General features: G+C 52.1%; 14 protein-coding genes. 4 read left to right on the plus strand and 10 right to left on the minus strand.

Going from position 1 to position 17,060, the window contains the following annotated elements; all coding sequences use genetic code 11:
• Positions 1-2: 2 nt before the first annotated feature.
• The 9 genes from EVJ28_RS09635 to EVJ28_RS09675 all read right to left on the minus strand — a co-directional run bounded on the left by EVJ28_RS09635 (position 3) and on the right by EVJ28_RS09675 (position 11,209).
• Positions 3-2,300: a glycoside hydrolase family 65 protein gene (locus EVJ28_RS09635; RefSeq protein WP_131468566.1), complete on the minus strand. Its 2,298-nt coding sequence runs from the start codon at positions 2,298-2,300 to the stop codon at positions 3-5.
• 223 nt (positions 2,301-2,523) lie between these two features.
• Positions 2,524-2,931, minus strand: a complete 408-nt coding sequence (locus EVJ28_RS09640; RefSeq protein ID WP_236634117.1) for a general stress protein — start codon at positions 2,929-2,931, stop codon at positions 2,524-2,526.
• On the minus strand, positions 2,931-3,740 hold the full coding sequence (locus tag EVJ28_RS09645) for a YsnF/AvaK domain-containing protein (RefSeq protein ID WP_161566973.1): 810 nt from the start codon (positions 3,738-3,740) through the stop codon (positions 2,931-2,933). Before EVJ28_RS09645 ends, EVJ28_RS09640 begins: the two co-directional genes overlap by 1 nt.
• A gap of 89 nt (positions 3,741-3,829) precedes the next feature.
• Positions 3,830-4,789, minus strand: a complete 960-nt coding sequence (locus EVJ28_RS09650; protein WP_131459082.1) for a DUF2382 domain-containing protein — start codon at positions 4,787-4,789, stop codon at positions 3,830-3,832.
• Between the two features lie 234 nt (positions 4,790-5,023).
• The gene (locus tag EVJ28_RS09655) at positions 5,024-6,067 is read right to left on the minus strand and encodes a LacI family DNA-binding transcriptional regulator (RefSeq protein ID WP_070327828.1); all 1,044 of its coding nucleotides are present in this window, start codon (positions 6,065-6,067) and stop codon (positions 5,024-5,026) included.
• Positions 6,068-6,116: 49 nt separating this feature from the next.
• A complete protein-coding gene (locus tag EVJ28_RS09660) occupies positions 6,117-7,628 on the minus strand; it encodes an alpha-amylase family glycosyl hydrolase (protein ID WP_131488797.1) in 1,512 nt (503 codons plus the stop codon).
• 22 nt (positions 7,629-7,650) lie between these two features.
• Positions 7,651-8,484, minus strand: a complete 834-nt coding sequence (locus EVJ28_RS09665) for a sugar ABC transporter permease (RefSeq protein WP_070327830.1) — start codon at positions 8,482-8,484, stop codon at positions 7,651-7,653.
• A 1-nt stretch (position 8,485) separates the two neighbouring features.
• Positions 8,486-9,838, minus strand: a complete 1,353-nt coding sequence (locus EVJ28_RS09670) for a carbohydrate ABC transporter permease (RefSeq protein WP_131459084.1) — start codon at positions 9,836-9,838, stop codon at positions 8,486-8,488.
• A gap of 105 nt (positions 9,839-9,943) precedes the next feature.
• Positions 9,944-11,209: an extracellular solute-binding protein gene (locus EVJ28_RS09675; protein WP_131488799.1), complete on the minus strand. Its 1,266-nt coding sequence runs from the start codon at positions 11,207-11,209 to the stop codon at positions 9,944-9,946.
• A 373-nt stretch (positions 11,210-11,582) separates the two neighbouring features.
• Between EVJ28_RS09675 and EVJ28_RS09680 the strand changes: the two genes are divergently transcribed.
• Positions 11,583-13,367: a glycoside hydrolase family 13 protein gene (locus EVJ28_RS09680; protein WP_131488801.1), complete on the plus strand. Its 1,785-nt coding sequence runs from the start codon at positions 11,583-11,585 to the stop codon at positions 13,365-13,367.
• A gap of 158 nt (positions 13,368-13,525) precedes the next feature.
• Positions 13,526-14,884, plus strand: coding sequence for an MATE family efflux transporter (locus tag EVJ28_RS09685; protein ID WP_131470597.1), 1,359 nt, complete (start codon positions 13,526-13,528; stop codon positions 14,882-14,884).
• 35 nt (positions 14,885-14,919) lie between these two features.
• On the opposite strand, the gene EVJ28_RS09690 is transcribed toward EVJ28_RS09685, so the two are convergent.
• A complete protein-coding gene (locus EVJ28_RS09690; RefSeq protein WP_131470596.1) occupies positions 14,920-15,657 on the minus strand; it encodes an enoyl-CoA hydratase/isomerase family protein in 738 nt (245 codons plus the stop codon).
• 154 nt (positions 15,658-15,811) lie between these two features.
• Here EVJ28_RS09690 and ybaK point away from each other — a divergent pair, with 154 nt between their 5' ends.
• Together ybaK and pssA are read left to right on the plus strand one after the other, a co-directional pair.
• A complete protein-coding gene (gene ybaK, locus EVJ28_RS09695; protein ID WP_131459102.1) occupies positions 15,812-16,276 on the plus strand; it encodes a Cys-tRNA(Pro) deacylase in 465 nt (154 codons plus the stop codon).
• Positions 16,277-16,295: 19 nt separating this feature from the next.
• Positions 16,296-16,994 carry a CDP-diacylglycerol--serine O-phosphatidyltransferase gene (gene pssA / locus EVJ28_RS09700; protein WP_016508135.1) on the plus strand — a complete coding sequence of 233 codons (699 nt, stop codon included), beginning with the start codon at positions 16,296-16,298 and terminating at the stop codon, positions 16,992-16,994.
• Positions 16,995-17,060: the final 66 nt, after the last annotated feature.

The raw sequence follows: 17,060 nt of genomic DNA on the forward strand, positions 1-17,060 counted from the left end.
GGTCACGCTTTCACTGTCTCGATCGTCACTGAATCATTCGCCGGAACCGTTACCGCGTTTCCGTACACACGAATCGTAACGTCCGTTCCATTTGTCTGTTTGATCGTCACTTGTTCACGCGTCGATGTGACCGTCAAGTGATGGCCGCGCCAGAGCACGTTGAACGAGTAACCGTCCCAATCTTTCGGGATCATCGGGCTGAACGTGAGTTCGGTCTCGAGGGCGCGCATCCCAGCGAAGCCGTGGACGATCGCCATCCACGAACCGACCATCGATGTGATGTGAAGACCGTCTTCTGTATCGTTGTTGTAGTTATCAAGATCGAGTCGGGCTGAGCGTTGGTACAGCTCGACCGCTTTGTCTTCATAACCGACTTCAGCTGCCACGATCGAGTAGACACAAGGCGACAAGCTCGACTCATGCACCGTACGCGGCTCATAGAAGTCGAAGTTCGCACGTTTTTGTTCGAGCGTGAAGCGGTCGCTGAACGTGTACAGGCCTTGGAGCACGTCCGCCTGCTTGATAAAGTTCGAGCGGAGGATGCGGTCCCACGACCAATTTTGGTTAAGTGGCAAGTGTTTCGGATCGAGGTCTTTCACTAAGATCTGCTCTTTATCCATGAACCCGTCTTGCTGCATGAACACGTCCGGGACGAGGTCGTCTTTCGGATAGTACATCTTCGTTTGGATATCAGCCCACTTAGCGAGTTCCGCATCCGTCAAGTTGAGCGTTGCTGTCAACTCGTCGAGTCGTGCCGGTTCTGCTTCTTTCAAGTAGTTGTACACTTCTTGCGTGTACTCGAGCGTCCAAGCGGCGATCAAGTTCGTGTACCAATTGTTGTTGACGTTGTTGTCGTATTCGTTCGGACCTGTGACGCCTAGGATCATGTACACGTCTTTGTGTGGTACAAAGTTGACGCGGCTAGCCCAGTAACGCGAGATCTCGACCAATACTTCAAGTCCGTATTGACCTAGGTACGACTTGTCGCCCGTGAAGTTCGTGTAGTTGAAGATCGCATGGGCAATCGCACCGTTCCGGTGAATCTCTTCATGGGTGATCTCCCACTCGTTGTGGCACTCTTCCCCGTTCATCGTCACCATCGGATACAAGGCGCCCTTCATCCCGACGTTTTTGACCGAGTTCTCTTTCGCTTGCGGCAATTGATTATGACGATATTTGAGCAAGTTCCACGACACTTCCGGCTTCGTCGTCGCCAAGTAGAAGTGGAGGCAATACGCTTCCGTGTCCCAATACGTGGCGCCACCGTACTTCTCGCCCGTGAACCCTTTCGGTCCGATGTTGAGACGTGAGTCTTCGCCCGTATACGTTTGATACATGTTGAAGATGTTGAAACGGATGCCTTGTTGCGCTTCCGCGTCGCCGTCGATGCGGACGTCCGCGTTTTCCCAACGGGCGAGCCAAGCTTCCGTCTGTTCCGCCAAGAGCGTCTCGAACCCTTTCTCGAACGCGGCTTCAACGCGCTGCATGCCGACTCCTTGCAAATTGTCAATTTCATGGTCACGGTTCGTGACGACCGAGACGTACTTGTACGCCGTTGCCATCTCACCCGCTGCCGCTTTGACCGTGAAGCGGTTCGCGACGTAGAGGTCGGTCGCATCGAGCACTTCACAGCGTGCGTCTTCGACGTCGGCGATCATCGACGCCGTGACGTGCCAATCAAGTTTCTTCGTTTTTGTCGTGACGAAACCGAACCGTTCTTCGACGCCGTGTTCGACCGGCAACCAGAATTTCTCATCGTAGTTCGAGTCTTCGTTGACGACGTCCCCGTCTAGATAAGGAGTGAATTCGATTTTCGCTTCATAGTTCACCGGGGTGACGTTGTAGCGAATCGCCAAAATCTCTTTGTCGACGATCGAGAAGAAGCGAACGACTTCGACGTTCGTCTCCTCGGATCCGTTCACGAGCGTGAACGTCCGCGTGAGGACACCGCGCTGCATATCGAGTTCGCGTGTGAAGCCTTTGACTTCCCACTTCGCCAAGTCGACAGGCGTCCCGTTGATGGCGACACGCAGGCCGGCCACGTTCGTCGCGTTCAATACTTTGGCAAAGTATTCCGGATATCCATTTTTCCACCAACCGACACGCGTCTTGTCAGGATAGTAGACGCCCGCCACGTAAAATCCTTGGTGCGTATCGTTTGAATAATCTTCTTCAAAGTTCCCGCGCATCCCCATGTGCCCGTTACCGAGCGAGGTGATCGATTCTGCGAGACGGTTCTCGTTCGGGTGAAGCCCTTCTTCCGTTACTTTCCATTCGTCGACTGCAAACAATCGTTTCATCTGTCTGCCACTCCTTTTTCTCTACAAGGCTACTTGTCAGTAGACAACCGAATCGTGCAACCGCTTGTCTATGAAAGCGCTGTATTTTTAATCTCACCTCTCATTTTACACGACTACACCGAGAATGCAATCGTTTGCATAAAAGTTTTTCATTCTTTTTTTGTCACTTTTGGAACGAAAAAAACCTACCCTGCCTCATTGGGCCAGAGTAGGTACGTCTGTATCACACGTCTGAATCACGACCGAAGGCGGCGTTCGCTTCATGACCTTCAAAGGCCGGGTTGTCGCCATCGTTGAATCCGGTATCGGGCTCATCGAGAATGAGGGCATACCCACCGTCCATAATGTCCCCGTACGCTTTGTTGACGTCATCATCGGCCAAACCGAGATCGAGGAGTGCCCGTTTCACTTCCTGCTCTCCTTCGGCGACGCCCGCGAACTTCTGCATCCAAGAAGCGTTCGCTTCCTCGACTTTCGCGTCAGTGTTCCGTTTGACGAGCGAGACGTTATCCTCGTCTCTCGCGACGACGTAAAGGTCTTTCTCGTCGTACCCGTCTTGGCTCAGTTGATCAATCTTTGAGACGAGTGCCGCCTCGTCTTTGTACGTATCAACAAATCGTTTGTTACTCATCATTTATCATCCTTTCTAGGTGTTGGATTGTCCTCGATCGTGATCTTGCCTTGTCCCACTTGCCTAATATCAATCTCTTCTTTACGGAGCGTCTCGGTGACCGTCTTCGTATCTTCATCCACTTGCTTGCGGACGATGATCTCTTCGACGACGACTGGACGCTTGACGATGAAGGCGCGCTCTTCGATGACTTGGATACGTAGTTGGTCCCCTTCGTCGATCGTCCGGATGCCAGGTTTGTCGAAGTCGTAGTCTTCAATCACATTTTCAGAACCAGCAAGGCGCTCTACATGTAGGTGTTCCCTCCGAACCGGTACTTCAATCGTCTGTTCAGTCTCGGTTACATGCTTGTCGATGACGAGTTCCCCCGTCTGCACCGTTTCTTTTTCAACCGCGAGTCGCTCCTCGTGGAGTTCAAGCGTCTGTTCTTCATGCTCCTTGGAAGAAGCGCGCGGCAATCGTTTAATGTCCGCCATCTCCTCGTTTTGATCCGCGTCGACGTAAAGGAACAACCGTCCTTGCTCGACTTCACCCACGAATCGTTCCTGCTGCTCGCGCGTCAACCGCATACTGCCGAGCCAGCGCTCGATTGGCCGTTCGCTTGACGTGACGAGAGACGCCACCGTATCCGGCTCATCCGCGACTAGTACGTATAGTTTTGAATGGCGTCGGATGGCGTCAGCCGTTTCAGTCCGTTTGACGAAGACGTACATGTCTTCTTCTTTATATCCTTCTTGCTTCAAATCGATCGTCCGCTTGAGCAACACCTCGGGTTGGTCAAATACTTCAGAGATGATGGCATGTTTCATAACATTCGTTCCTCCTGTAAGATGAATTGGCGAAAAAAAGGATGGTCCCTCAGAGAGAGCCATCCTTGTCGAGGTGCTTGGTCATCCAATTAGATCCGGTCGCGCTCATCACGGCGCTTATGGTCAGCGTCATGTTTTTGATGGCTGTTTTCGCCTTCGATATGGGCTTCTTCTTTACGAAGCGTCTCGCGTACCGTCTCTGTATCTTTCACTTTGTCTGTGCCGACGACAATCTCTTCGGCCACGACGTCTTTCTTCGTGACATCGACGCGTTCTTCTGTGACTGGCACACGAATCTCGTCGCGATCTGTCGTCGCATCGAACGAATGGCCCGTCGCTTCACGGTCCCCGTCGACTTGACGTCGTTCGACGTGCACTTCGTCATGCTCGACTTCGACATCGACCCGTTCTTCGTGCTCGACGACTTCTTTTTCGACTCGGACTTCACCGGTCTGAACGCGCTCTTTATTGATTTGGAGGCGCTCTTCGTGAAGCTCAAGCTTTTGCTCGTCCGTCAAGTCGGTACGGTTGCGAATGTCCTCGTCCATGTCATGGTGACGGTCCGCTCCGACTCCCGCGCCCGTTGCGCCAAGTCCGGCACCTGTCGTCCCGAGGTCATGATCACGCGACGTCATGTTTCCAGCCTCGTTCCCTTCAGAACCATAGCCCGCTGACGTGCGACCGCCTTCGAACGTGTCGTTGCGACCGTTGTCCAAGACGCCGTCGTCTGTATCTAATAACAAGACGAAGCCGCCTTTTTCGATATCTTGATGGTGGCGTGCCGTCTCCTCTTCTGAGAAGCCGAGTTTATCAAACGTATGGCGCACTTCATCGCCGCCGTCTGCGACTCCGAAGAAGCGATCGAGCCACGATGCTTTCGTTTCTTTTACTTCTGCATCCGTTTCGCCGCGAACCATCGAAAGGTTCGATTTATCTTTTACAACAACGTACAGGTCGTCCTCGCGGTGTCCCGCCGCGCGAAGTTCATCAATTTTCGAGACAAGCTCTGCTTCTTGATAGTAAGTCCCTACATAACGTTTGTTATCCATGATTGTATCTCCCTTTCAAATTCTATATTTTTTTGGTTATTGGCCGGACTGCTCTGTCGTGATTTGCTATTTTGCCGGTAGTATAAGTGTTCCCTCGTCCTGTTTTTTCAACCATTTCTTTCACAACTGTAATCTGTTTGTAACGCCAGGACTTTTGTCGGATTGAACGTTCTTTCTTTGTATGCGTTAGAATCCGCACAAAAAACCTTCCGCACGAAAACGGAAGGTTTCAACTCATTCAGCCGCATGGCTATTCTTTTTTTGACCACACGACTGGCGGACGACTAAATAGTGCGGGACGATGACACGTTTCCCGTACGGTGGTGCACTATCGCCGATTTGTTCGATCAGGCAGTTCGTCGCCTCGAAACCGAGACCGAAGATGTTGATTTCGACTGAAGTGAGCGGCGGATTCGAATGCTCAGCGATATAGACGTTGTTGAAACTGACGACAGCGACGTCTTCAGGGATTTTCAGACCCATCTCACTGAGCGTGCTGATGACACCGAGCGCCATCATATCATCACTGACGACGACAGCCGTCGGTGGCTCATCGACATGAAGCAGTTCCCGGACCGCTTTGGCGCCACCTTTCGTCATGAACTCGGCACGGGCGATGTAGTCTTCCCGTACCGGGATCCCGGCTTCCATAAGCGCCGTCGCGTACCCGTTGCGACGGTCTTGCGTGACAGCCAATTTATCCGATCCGCCAATGAAGGCGATGCGGCGGTGACCGAGGTTGTACAAGTGCTTCGTCACTTCACGACCAGCTAAGTAGTTGTCCGTATCGACGTACGTGATTGACGAGGCGTCCCCGAACGGCTTCCCGACGACGACGAACGGGAACTTCGTCTGCCGCAAATATTGGACGACTTTATCGTCTTCGCGTGAGTACAAGACGATGACACCGTCGACCCGGCGACCTTGGACCATCTCGATGACACCCGACAGCACTTCTTCTTCGGTCACACCGGTCGTCATATACAACGAATAACCGTTTTGATGGGCTTTCGTACTGATTCCGCGCAACACTTCCGGGAAGAACGGATTTTGGAGTATTTTCGTCGCCGCGCTCGGCATGACAAGACCAATCGATTGTGTCGAGCGGTTGGCGAGACTTCTTGCATGGATGTTCGGATGGTACCCGAGTTCTTCCATCGAACTACGAACACGTTCTTTCGTTTTCTGGCTAATTCGCGGACTGTTGGCGATGACGCGTGACACTGTCGACGGTGCGACGTTGGCGTGTTTGGCGACATCTTTGATCGTGATTTGCATGATGCTCCCCCTTGCTTCCGTTAATTCATTGTTCCCTGCGACAGGGTATTCAGTTCGCGCCGCGGCGTCGCTTCCACATGACCAGACCCGTCAAGAACAGCGGAATCGCGACGACGAGCAGACCAAGCGTCCACATGTTCACTTCCGATTCTTCGACGACATAGGCGTTGGCGCTTTCGCCAGCGAGCTTGATAGTGAACGTGCCACGTTTTTCCGTGACAAGTTGTGAGAACAAGAGACCGCGGAGCCGTTGATCTTCACCGACTTCGCTTACCTCGAATTCAATCTCTGTATCCTCATCGTTCATATTGATGGCGTACAAGGCGACCTCATCGCCGTCGCGACGCTCGAACACGGCCATGCCGTCTTTCGAGGCAATCATCCGTTGCTCTCCAGTGGCGAAGACGGGATAGTCTTCCCGCATCCGGTTCATCGTCGCGACGTACTCATGTAACTCTTCATTCCCTGGGAAATCCGTCATCACCCGGTTGGCCGGATCGGCCCCACCGGTTTGTGCATTTTCTGTCCCTTGGAATAAAATCGGCATACCAGGCGACGCATAGAGCGCGAACAGCGCTAGGCGAAGTCGCCGCTCTGCCGACTCGGCTCCCCCGAGTCCAGCGACGTGCATGAACCGCTCGACATCATGGTTGTCCAGGAACGTCGCCATTTGGTTCGGATCGTTGAAAAACGTCTCGGCGTAGCTTGCCGCCACGTCGATTTCGTCGACGTTGGCGTGCTTTTGCGTCATCGTCTTCGAGACGCGATCATAGAACGTAAAGTTTGTGACACTGTTAAATCCTAAATTGTCGTACTCGGCGACGTATTGTGGATTCGGGTCGAACACTTCGGCCAACAAGTAAAAGTCAGGGTCGACCGCCCGCACCGCTTCGACGAAGTCTTCCCAAAACGGCTTATCGACGTGGCGGACCGTATCGAGACGATAGCCATCGATGCCGGTCTCTTCAATCCAATAAGTAGCGGCGTCGATCAAATAGTCTTTCACTTCAGGGTCTTCCGTTTTAAAGTCCGGCAAGTCGAACAACCAGTGCGTCTCGACTTGCTCTTGGTCTTGCCAGAGCACGATCGGCAACTCGTCATGGAACCAGTCCGGTCGTTCCTCGACCCACGGATGTTTCGGACCGACATGGTTGACGACGAAGTCAAGAATGACTTTCATATCGCGCTTATGCGCCTCATCGACGAGTTCTTGCAAATCTTCTTTCGTCCCGAACTGGGGATCGATGTCATAAAAATCTTTGATCCAGTAGCCGTGGTAACCGTCCGGCATGTTCTGAAACACAGGCGTCAACCAAATCGACGTAAATCCGAGCGATTCGATGTAGTCGAGTTTTTCGATCACACCTCGAATGTCGCCTCCGTGAAACGCTTTTGGATCATCCTTGTCGACTTGGTCGTTGTTGTCAGGATTCCCGTCAACGAACCGGTCGACCATAATAAAGTACATGCGTTCTTGTTCCCATGTTGCTGCTTCTTTCGCTCCGACGATTGTAGGAAACAAAAGAAGCGACAGGAGAACGAGCACGACGCCTCGCCTCATATCGCTTCCCCCTTTTTGAGTATTAACCTTTCGTACCACCCGCAGTGAGACCGGAGACGAAGTAACGTTGGAATATGAAGAACAAGAGGACGATCGGGAGGGCCGAAAGGACGGCGCCTGCCGCGAACAACGTGAAGTTGTTGTCGAATTGTCGCGAGATCATATTGTAAAGTCCAACCGCTAGCGTCTGCTTCTCAGGTGTACGCAGGACGAGCGATGCCAAGATGAAGTCGTTGAACGGGCCCATAAAGTTGAACAAGGCGATCGTTGCGACAATTGGCTTCGCGAGCGGCAAAATGATTTGCCAGAAGATACGAAGGTGACCGGCACCATCCATCCGAGCAGCCTCATCGAGCTCTTTCGGAATCGTATCGAAGTAACCTTTCGCCAGGTACGTGTTCATCGGAATCGCCCCACCGGCGTACAGCAGAATCAGCGCTGTATGCGTATCAAGAAGGCCGAGCATGTTGAGTAACACAAAAATCGCGATGATGGCAACGAATTGCGGGACCATCTGCAAGACGAGGAACAAGATGAGCGAGTTCTTCCGTCCGACGAAACGGTAACGCGAGAACACATAACCAGTAATCGTTACTAAGATGACGGCGAGCGCCATCGTGATGAACGCGATCTTCAACGTATTCACATACCATAAACTATAATCCGAAATTGTTAGGTCAAACAAGTTTTTGTAGTGAATGAGCGTCGGGTTTGACGGAATGATCGTCGACGTGATCGTACGACCCGGGTTAAATGACGTTCCCATTACCCACAGCATCGGATAGAGAATAATGATCGACGCAAGCGTCAAGATGACATAAGAGAACGCCAAATTGATTCGTTTTTGTTTTTTCATATCAGATCATATCCTCGTCTTTGAAAGATTTTGTCCGACGGAACTGGATGACGGCTAGAGTCATGATGAAGAATGACAAGATGAGCGTGATCGCAGCCGCAAGTCCGTATTGCGGGTTGGCCCCGAGCGACAATTTGTAAATCCATGAAATCAAGATGTCGGTACCACCGGCAGTTTGTCCTGGGACAGCCGGCCCACCACCGTTGAAGAGATAGATGATGTTAAAGTTGTTAAAGTTGAACGTGAACTGCGTGATGAGAATCGGTGCTGTTGCGAACAAGAGCATCGGCAATGTGATCAGACGGAACTTATCAAAGATGTTCGCGCCGTCAATCGTCGCAGCTTCATACAAGTCACCCGGGATCGACTGCAAGACACCGGTCATGAGCGTCATGATGAACGGGAAACCGAGCCACCATTGAATCAAGATGAGCGCACTACGTGTCGCTGTCGGGTCGGTCATCCAGTTAATCGGATCGAGACCAAAGGCCGGCAGGATTGTCGTATTGAACACACCGAACGACTCATTGAACATCGAGCGGAAAATCAAGATCGTGATGAACGCTGGTACGGCCCATGACAAGATCAAGATTGAACGGAACAAGCGACGGAACCGAAGTCCTTCTTGGTTCAACAGAACGGCAAGGAAAATCCCGATCGCGATGACACCGACCGTTGAAGCGACCGTCCAGACGAGCGTCCAACCGAGAACGCCGACGAACGTGTCGCGCCAAATGTCGATTTCAAAGATGCGCGTAAAGTTTTCGAACCCGATCCACTCGACGAGTTTTGCCGGTGGCGCGTTGTTGTAACGATAGTTCGTGAATGCGATCAAGAACGTAAAGATCAGCGGCAACACGACTGTGAAGACGAGCAAGATGAGCGACGGGATCAACATCAAGTATGGGAATCCATGGTCACGCAAGTTGCGAAGTTGCACTTGGAACGTTGGCACGTTTAGGTGCTGATCACGAATGCGACCGACTCGGTAAGCGTCACGAATGTTCCAAATGTAGAACGCGATACCGAAGAACAGTAAGATTATTGCGACAATACCTTCTACCATCAAGAAGATGGAGTGGTCGTTACGAGGTCCCGCTACTTCGCCAAGCGTGATCAATCCCCAAAGGCCACCACGGTCACCAGGTCCGGCGCCCGCCCCTTTGAAAAACAGATCGTAGTTTACTGCAAAATAAGACATGATGACGATAAAGAACGCGATCGCCTTCGCACGTTGGTTGTTATAGAACTGCCCCACTCCCGGAATGATCGAGAGTAATGCGGCGTTCCGAGCATGGTTGGTCGGTTTGTCCGGTCGTTGTTCCGGTGTTTTTGGGTTCGGAATTGAAGCCATCCTCAATTTCTCCTTTCAATTTGAGCAAATCAATCGAGCAAGCGTTTGCTCAATTTCAGAAAATGAGGGGGAACGCCATGTGGCGTACCCCGTCATTTCACATCCTTATTGGTTGTTTGCTTGGATTTGTTGCTCGATGACTTTAACAGCCTCGTCAGCTGATTTTTGTGCATCTTGCTTGCCAGTCGCTACGAGCTGAAGCGCTTGTGCCATTGGCTCCCAAACTTGTCCCATTTCAGGAATGTTCGGCATTGGGATTGCATTTGTCGCTTGATCGAATACCGCTTTCGCAACTTCGTTCGATGTGATTGTCTCATTCGACTCGAGTGCTGCTACCGGTGGGATTTCGTTGTATGCTTCAAACATTTTCAATGCGTTCTCTTCGTTTGTAAGTTCTGCGAGGAACATTTCAGCCCACTCTTGGTTCTCAGTGTACGCAGAGAGTGCATATGTTTTCACACCCATGAACGTCTTGATTGGCTCACCGTTCGGAAGTGTTGGCATTGCCGCCGCTCCGAGGTTGACGCCAGCATCTTGGTAACCAGCAACAGCCCAAGGTCCGTTCATAACTGTGTGTGCTTTCTTCTCAGTGAAGAGTTGGTCCATCGCTTGGCCGCCAGACTCGCCGACCAATCCTTTAGGGAAGAGGCCTTCTTGGTACCATTTGCCGATGTAGTCGAATCCTTTGACTGCGCCTTCGTTGTTCAAGCCGATGTCGGTTGGGTCGAGCGCGCCGCCGTCTTCTTTGAAGACGTAACCGCCGAAGCCTGCAATTACACCGTGAGCGAAGTAGAAGTTATCCCAAAGACCGAGGAAGCCGTACTCGCCTTTGTCTTTAAGATCTGTAGACAACTTGTAAAGGTCGTCCATTGAAGCAGGAGCTTCTGAAACCAAATCCTTGTTGTACATGAGGACTGGTGTTTCAACTGATTTAGGATAGCCGTAAGCTTGTCCGTCGAACATGACAGCCGATTTCGAAGCATCTGTGAACGCTTCGAGCGCGCCTTCGTCAGCGAGCGGTGCCAAGTGACCTTGGTCAGCGATCGTGCCGATTTGGTCGTGCGGTACGAGAACGATATCTGGACCTTTACCAGCCGGGCCGTCAAGCGCCAACTTGTCTTTTTGGTCCGTCATTTGAACTTCGACGACTTCTACTGCGACGCCGTGTTCTTCTTCAAACGCTTTCGCAACTTCTTTCGTCGTTTCCGACTTTTCAATATCTTCCCAAATTACGATTTTTTCTGGCTTGTTCTCGCTAGTAGAACCGCCTTCGTTAGTAGAACCGTTATCCGTACCGCCGCCACATGCAGCAAGTGCACCGAAAGCTAATACTGCCGTTGAAAGTCCTGCTACCATTTTTTTTATCTTCATGATGAAAAACCTCCCCAAGGAAATTAGTATGGTCAGATTTGCGCACACGTACTGAACGACTGATTTTAATCAACTCCGCTACGAAATCAGCCGCTCAGTGAAAACGTTTGCATCCTCACCTCAATTTTTATTATACAGTTGTGTAAGCGTTTTACAAGACTTTTTTTTACGATTTTTTCTTGTAGGTATCCCATTTATCTCTTTTTCAACGTTTCTACGTTCAATTGTTCAATAATTGTTATGAACAGTGATTGACAAAATGAAAACGCTTTATTACCCTTTGCTTGAGCAAACGTTTTCGCAACTGTCATTTCTTTTCGGAACAGACAGTGTAAAATGGTTACAACCCCAATCGAGAAAGGAACGATTTCACTTGATCAAAGAAGCTATTTATCATCGCGCCATGTCCCCTTTCGTTTATAAGTACGACCGGGAAACGATCCATATTCGGTTTCATACGAAAAGAAATGATATCCAATCTGTTGACTTAATTTGGAACGACCCATACGACTGGCATTCAGAAGACCCGGCGATGTGGAACTTTGACCCGGACAAGCCGAGCTACTGGCGCACGTTCGAGACACCAATGGAACAAATCGGCCACGACGACCAGTACGACTACTGGTTCATCGCGATCAAGCCGCCGTTCCGTCGCCTCCGTTACGGGTTCCGGCTCCATGACGGCAACGAGACGGCCGTCTATACGGAAAAAGGCTGGTTCGAAGATAAACCGCTCGACGATACGGGTTATTACTTCTGTGTCCCGTTCATCAACCCGATCGACATCTTCCACGCCCCGTCATGGGTCAAGGACACGGTCTGGTATCAAATCTTCCCGGACCGGTTCGCGAACGGAGACGCGTCACTCGATCCTGAAGGGACGCTCGCCTGGAACAGCACTGAGCCAACGATCACAAACTTCTTCGGTGGCGACTTCCAAGGCATCATCGATCATATGGACCACATCGTCGAACTCGGGATCACCGGCATTTACTTCTGCCCGATCTTCAAAGCGACGACGAACCATAAATACGACACGCTCGATTATATGGAAATCGACCCACAGTTCGGGACGAAAGAGCAGTTCAAACAATTGGTCGACTTGCTTCATGAGAACGGGATCAAAGTCATGCTCGATGCGGTGTTCAATCACGTCGGCTACAACCATCCTTGGTTCTTAGACGTCGTCGAAAACGGGCCGCATTCCGAGTATCGCGACTGGTTCTATCTCCGCGACTTCCCGATCGAGACGGCACCGAAGCCGAACTACGATACGTTCGCTTTCGAGAAGAACATGCCGAAGATCAACACCGAACACCCGGCGTTGAAAGCTTATCTATTAGATGTGGCCCGTTATTGGGTCGAAGAGTTCGGCATCGATGGTTGGCGCTTAGACGTCGCGAACGAGGTCGACCACGCGTTCTGGCGTGACTTCCGTCGCACTGTAAAAGAAGCGAACCCCGAAGCGTACATCCTCGGTGAGATTTGGCACGATGCCCAACCGTGGCTTCAAGGCGACCAGTTCGATGCGGTCATGAACTATCCGTTCACGAACGCGAGCTTAAACTACTTCGCGCTCGATCGGACGACGGCGTCACAGTTCCGGGACGAGTTGACGCGTGTCGAGATGATGAACACGATGAACGTGAACGAAGTGACGTTCAACTTGATCGACTCTCATGACACCCCACGGGCCCTCACTCGGGCAAAAGGGCATAAAGGGAAGTTCAAACTCCTCATGACTTCGATGCTCACGTATACGGGTAGCCCATGTATTTACTATGGTGATGAGATCGGGCTCGAAGGCGAGCAAGATCCGGGCTGCCGACGCTGCATGCCGTGGGACGAGGCCGAGGAAGACCGTAACTTGTTCCGCTTCGTCCAGAAGTTGATCCAGCTCCGCAAAGATCACCCGGTGCTCGCGAACGGCGGATCGTACCGGTTCAACCTCGTCGACGATGAAGACAACGCCCTCATCGTCGAACGGAGCTCGAAAGACGAGACGTATTTGATCTACTTCAATAACTCAGATACGGTGTCTACGCTCAACCCGCTCTGGCATACAGGTGGTGCCCACGATTTACTGAACGACCGGGACGTAGACTCACTTGAAATCGAACTCGCACCGTATAGTGCTTCCATTTTAAAACTGAAATGACGGCGTTTAACCACCCATTTGCTTGGGTGGTTTTTTTTGTTGAAAATAATTTGGCAAACCCCCTTTCTTTTTCATTTCAAAAGGAGTAACATGACCATTGTAATTTTTAAAAGATAAATATTTCATATAAAGAATTTTTGAACAAAAGGGGAACATTCATGCCAACCAAAAACACCGAACAGCTCAGCCTATTTAAAATCTCGTGGCCGATCTTCATCGAGCTCGCGCTCCACATGGGGACCGGGATCATCGCCACGCTCATGCTCGCCCAGTATTCCGATGCCGCCGCTTCAGCGGTCGGCGTCGCCAACCAATTGTTGAACGTCTTCTTAATCGTCTTCAGCGTCACCTCCGTCGGCGCGACGATCTTGATCGGTCAGGCGATCGGTGCCGGTCGGATGAAGAAGAGCCGGGACTTTGCCCGCTCTGCCGTCAGCTTGAACATGTGGCTCGGCGTCGTCATGGTCGTCGTCGTCTTCTTGTTCGGCGAGACGTTCCTTCGCTTGTTCGGTCTGTCGGATGAGCTGTTCGGTTACGGTCTGCTGTTCTTACAAATCGTCGGCTTATCGCTCTTCACCGAAGCGCTCATCATGGCGCTCAGCGCGGTGTTGCGCAGCCACGGCATGACGAAACATGCCATGCTCGCGACGCTTTTGATCGATGTCATCACGGCAGCAGGAGCCATGCTCGCCGTGACAGGCTGGTTCGGTCTCCCAGTGACGGGTGTCGCCGGTGTCGCCTGGGCCATCGTCATCGCTCGTTTGTCGGCCATGATATTGTTGTTTTGGATCGTCAAACGCCGCCTCATGATGCGGTTCCCGCTCAAAGAGTTGATTCGTCCAAAACGCGATGATATTCAAGCACTCTTACAAATCGGTGTTCCTTCGGCAGGAGAGAACTTGTCGTACCAGTTTTCACAAATTGTCATCACCGGCTTCATCGCGACGATGGGTGACGCCTCGCTCGCCGCTCGCGTCTACGTGATGAACTTATCGATGCTCGCATTTTTGTTCACGGTCGCCATCGCCCAAGGGACACAGCTATTGATTGCCCGCGACGTCGGCGGGAAGCGGTTCAAGGAGGCGTATACCCGGGCAGTCCGGACGTTGAAGATTGCCATGTTCTCTTCGCTCGTCGCCTCGCTCGGCCTCGCCGTGTTCGGGAAATCCTTGCTCGGCTTGTTCACGTCGAACCCGGACATCATCGCCGTCGGTATCCCGATCCTATGGGCGACGCTCATTCTTGAGCCGGGTCGCGCCATGAACATCGTTCTGATGGGGTCACTCAAGTCGGTCGGAGACGTCCGCTTCCCGGTCATGATTGGGGTCGCCTCGATGTGGGGCGTCGCCGTCGTCTTCAGTTACTTGTTCGGGATTCATTTCGGACTCGGTGTGCTCGGGATTTGGCTTGCGTTCTCGCTCGACGAGTGGTTCCGCGGCTTCTTCGCTTTCCGACGGTGGAAGTACGGCAAGTGGCAACAAAAAGGCTTCCAGTTCGAAGCCAAACCATCCTCTTGAACGAATAAGGGAAGCGGTCAACACGACCGCTTCCCTTATTTTTTACTTAAAAATGCTTGCATCGCCCGTTGATGCACCTCGGTCTTGCCGCATTCCCGTTGCCAGTGGATCTCTTGCGCGAGCCCGTCTTCAAACGATGACTCGCGAAGGAGCGCCTTCATCCCTTGTACGGCCGTCGGTGATTTTGCCGCGAGCGTCTCGGCGTAGGCCGTGAGACGGGCAAGATACGCCTCATCCTCGATCAGTTCAGTGACGAGACCGAACGCCTCAGCTTGTTCGGCGTCGATCGTGCTGCCGCTCCACATCCAATCGAGCGCGACGTCTTGGCGCATCAAACGACGCAAATGATATGGCCCACCGGCGTCTGCGACGAGGCCGATCTTGATGAACGCCGAGCTGAACTTCGTCGAACGGGCGACGAGGCGAACGTCGGCCGCAAGCGCTAGACTGAGTCCTGCCCCAGCGACGACACCGTGGATGCCGGCAACGATTGGCTTCCGGCAATCCGAGAGTGCCCGGACGAGCGGATGGTAGACGTCCTCTAAATACGTGCCATAATCGGCGTCACTCTCGATCGTCAAATCTTGACCGGACGAGAAGGCGCGCCCTTCCCCGATCAGCACGATGACTCGGACCGATTCGTCGGCTTCAAGTTGTTCGAGCGCCTGTCTCGCTTCGCGTAACAACGTCTCGTTCAGCGCGTTCAATTTTTCCGGACGGTTCCATTTGAGCCAGCCTACCCCGTTGTGCCGTTCCACTTGAATTGTTTCCATGAAATAATCCCCCTTTTAAAAAAATGAATCACTGTTCATTTCTCTATCGTCCATTCTGTTTCCTTCCTGACACCAAAACTTTTCAAGTTCGATTGCCCGACGCTACCACTATTTGCTATTCTTAGAGGAGTCGTTCAACGAAAGGGTGGGACTGGTGCAACTGACGAATGCCGCAAGACAATTAAAACAACGGAACATCCCGTTCACTTATCATTCTTATGTAGTGGATGAGTCCGATGTCTCCGCAAAACATGTCGCCGCATCACTCGATAAGCCGCTCGACCAACTGTATAAGACGATTTGCCTCGAGAACGAGCAACGGAAGTACGCCTTCTTCCTCATCTCAGGAGATTTAGATATCGATTTAAAGGCGGCCGCTAAAGCGTGGGGCGCGAAGAAAGCGTCGCCCGTCCCGATGAAAGAGCTTGAAGCGCTGACCGGCTACATCCGCGGCGGCGTCTCACCGATCGGAGCGAAAAAGCGTTTCCCCGTCTTCCTGCATGACAGCGCGAAACAAAAAGACAAGATCATCATCTCGGCCGGAAAACGTGGCTATCAAATCGAATTAACACCGGACGACTTGATCCGCTTCACGGACGGCCGCTGGTTCACTCAATGACAAAGATGGAGGCAATACTATGTGGAAAGAACGAATCCGTTCGTGGGTTCCTAACTCATTTACATTCGGTAACTTATTTTGTGGCGTCCTCGCCATCGTCTACGCCGCGCGCGGCGATTTCTCGAATGCGACACTCCTGATCATCATCGCGATGATGCTCGACAGCCTCGACGGCCGTCTCGCCCGTATGCTCGGGGTAGACGGTGACTTCGGAAAAGAGCTTGATTCGCTCGCTGACGTCGTCACGTTCGGCGTCGCCCCGGCGTTACTTGCTTACTATACGTTCTTTATCGATTACGGGAATTACGGGCTCTTCTTCGCCGCCCTGTTCCCGCTCTTCGGCGCCTATCGCCTAGCCCGGTTCAACTTGTCGGCGACGAACGTCACGGCAAGCTATTTCTCAGGCGTCCCGATCACGGCAGCCGGTGGATTGCTCGCCGTCGTGACGACGTTTGGCGATCGCGTCAACGAACTGCTCACCCCGATCTTCTTTACCGGTCTCGCCTTGCTCATGGTGAGCCGGGTTCGTATTCCGAGTTTTAAAGACGTACCGTTGCCGCGTCACTCGTTCATCATCACGTTCAGTCTCGTCTATTTGACGTATATGACGTTCGCCCGGTGGAAAGAATGGCCGACGTTTTGGTTCATCGCCATCCCGTTCTACATCCTGTTCATCGCTTTCTCATTTGTGAAAAAACGGAAGCGCATGGCGAATTGATGAGTCCCTCTAGCAGGGGCTCTTTTTTTGTGCATGCATTCATTAGACGGATGTCGAAAACCTCTT

It is taken from the genome of Exiguobacterium sp. SH3S3 (assembly GCF_004337115.1).
GTDB classification, from domain to species: Bacteria; Bacillota; Bacilli; order Exiguobacteriales; family Exiguobacteriaceae; genus Exiguobacterium; species Exiguobacterium aurantiacum_A.

Bases quoted from the DNA above. Each gene is read 5' to 3' on its own strand.
- pssA (WP_016508135.1), top strand. From the start codon at position 16,296: ATGTGGAAAGAACGAATCCGTTCGTGGGTTCCTAACTCATTTACATTC.
- EVJ28_RS09635 (WP_131468566.1), bottom strand. From the start codon at position 2,300: ATGAAACGATTGTTTGCAGTCGACGAATGGAAAGTAACGGAAGAAGGG.
- EVJ28_RS09640 (WP_236634117.1), bottom strand. From the start codon at position 2,931: ATGAGTAACAAACGATTTGTTGATACGTACAAAGACGAGGCGGCACTC.
- EVJ28_RS09670 (WP_131459084.1), bottom strand. From the start codon at position 9,838: ATGGCTTCAATTCCGAACCCAAAAACACCGGAACAACGACCGGACAAA.
- EVJ28_RS09645 (WP_161566973.1), bottom strand. From the start codon at position 3,740: ATGAAACATGCCATCATCTCTGAAGTATTTGACCAACCCGAGGTGTTG.
- EVJ28_RS09650 (WP_131459082.1), bottom strand. From the start codon at position 4,789: ATGGATAACAAACGTTATGTAGGGACTTACTATCAAGAAGCAGAGCTT.
- EVJ28_RS09660 (WP_131488797.1), bottom strand. From the start codon at position 7,628: ATGAGGCGAGGCGTCGTGCTCGTTCTCCTGTCGCTTCTTTTGTTTCCT.
- EVJ28_RS09685 (WP_131470597.1), top strand. From the start codon at position 13,526: ATGCCAACCAAAAACACCGAACAGCTCAGCCTATTTAAAATCTCGTGG.
- EVJ28_RS09665 (WP_070327830.1), bottom strand. From the start codon at position 8,484: ATGAAAAAACAAAAACGAATCAATTTGGCGTTCTCTTATGTCATCTTG.
- EVJ28_RS09655 (WP_070327828.1), bottom strand. From the start codon at position 6,067: ATGCAAATCACGATCAAAGATGTCGCCAAACACGCCAACGTCGCACCG.
- EVJ28_RS09690 (WP_131470596.1), bottom strand. From the start codon at position 15,657: ATGGAAACAATTCAAGTGGAACGGCACAACGGGGTAGGCTGGCTCAAA.
- EVJ28_RS09675 (WP_131488799.1), bottom strand. From the start codon at position 11,209: ATGAAGATAAAAAAAATGGTAGCAGGACTTTCAACGGCAGTATTAGCT.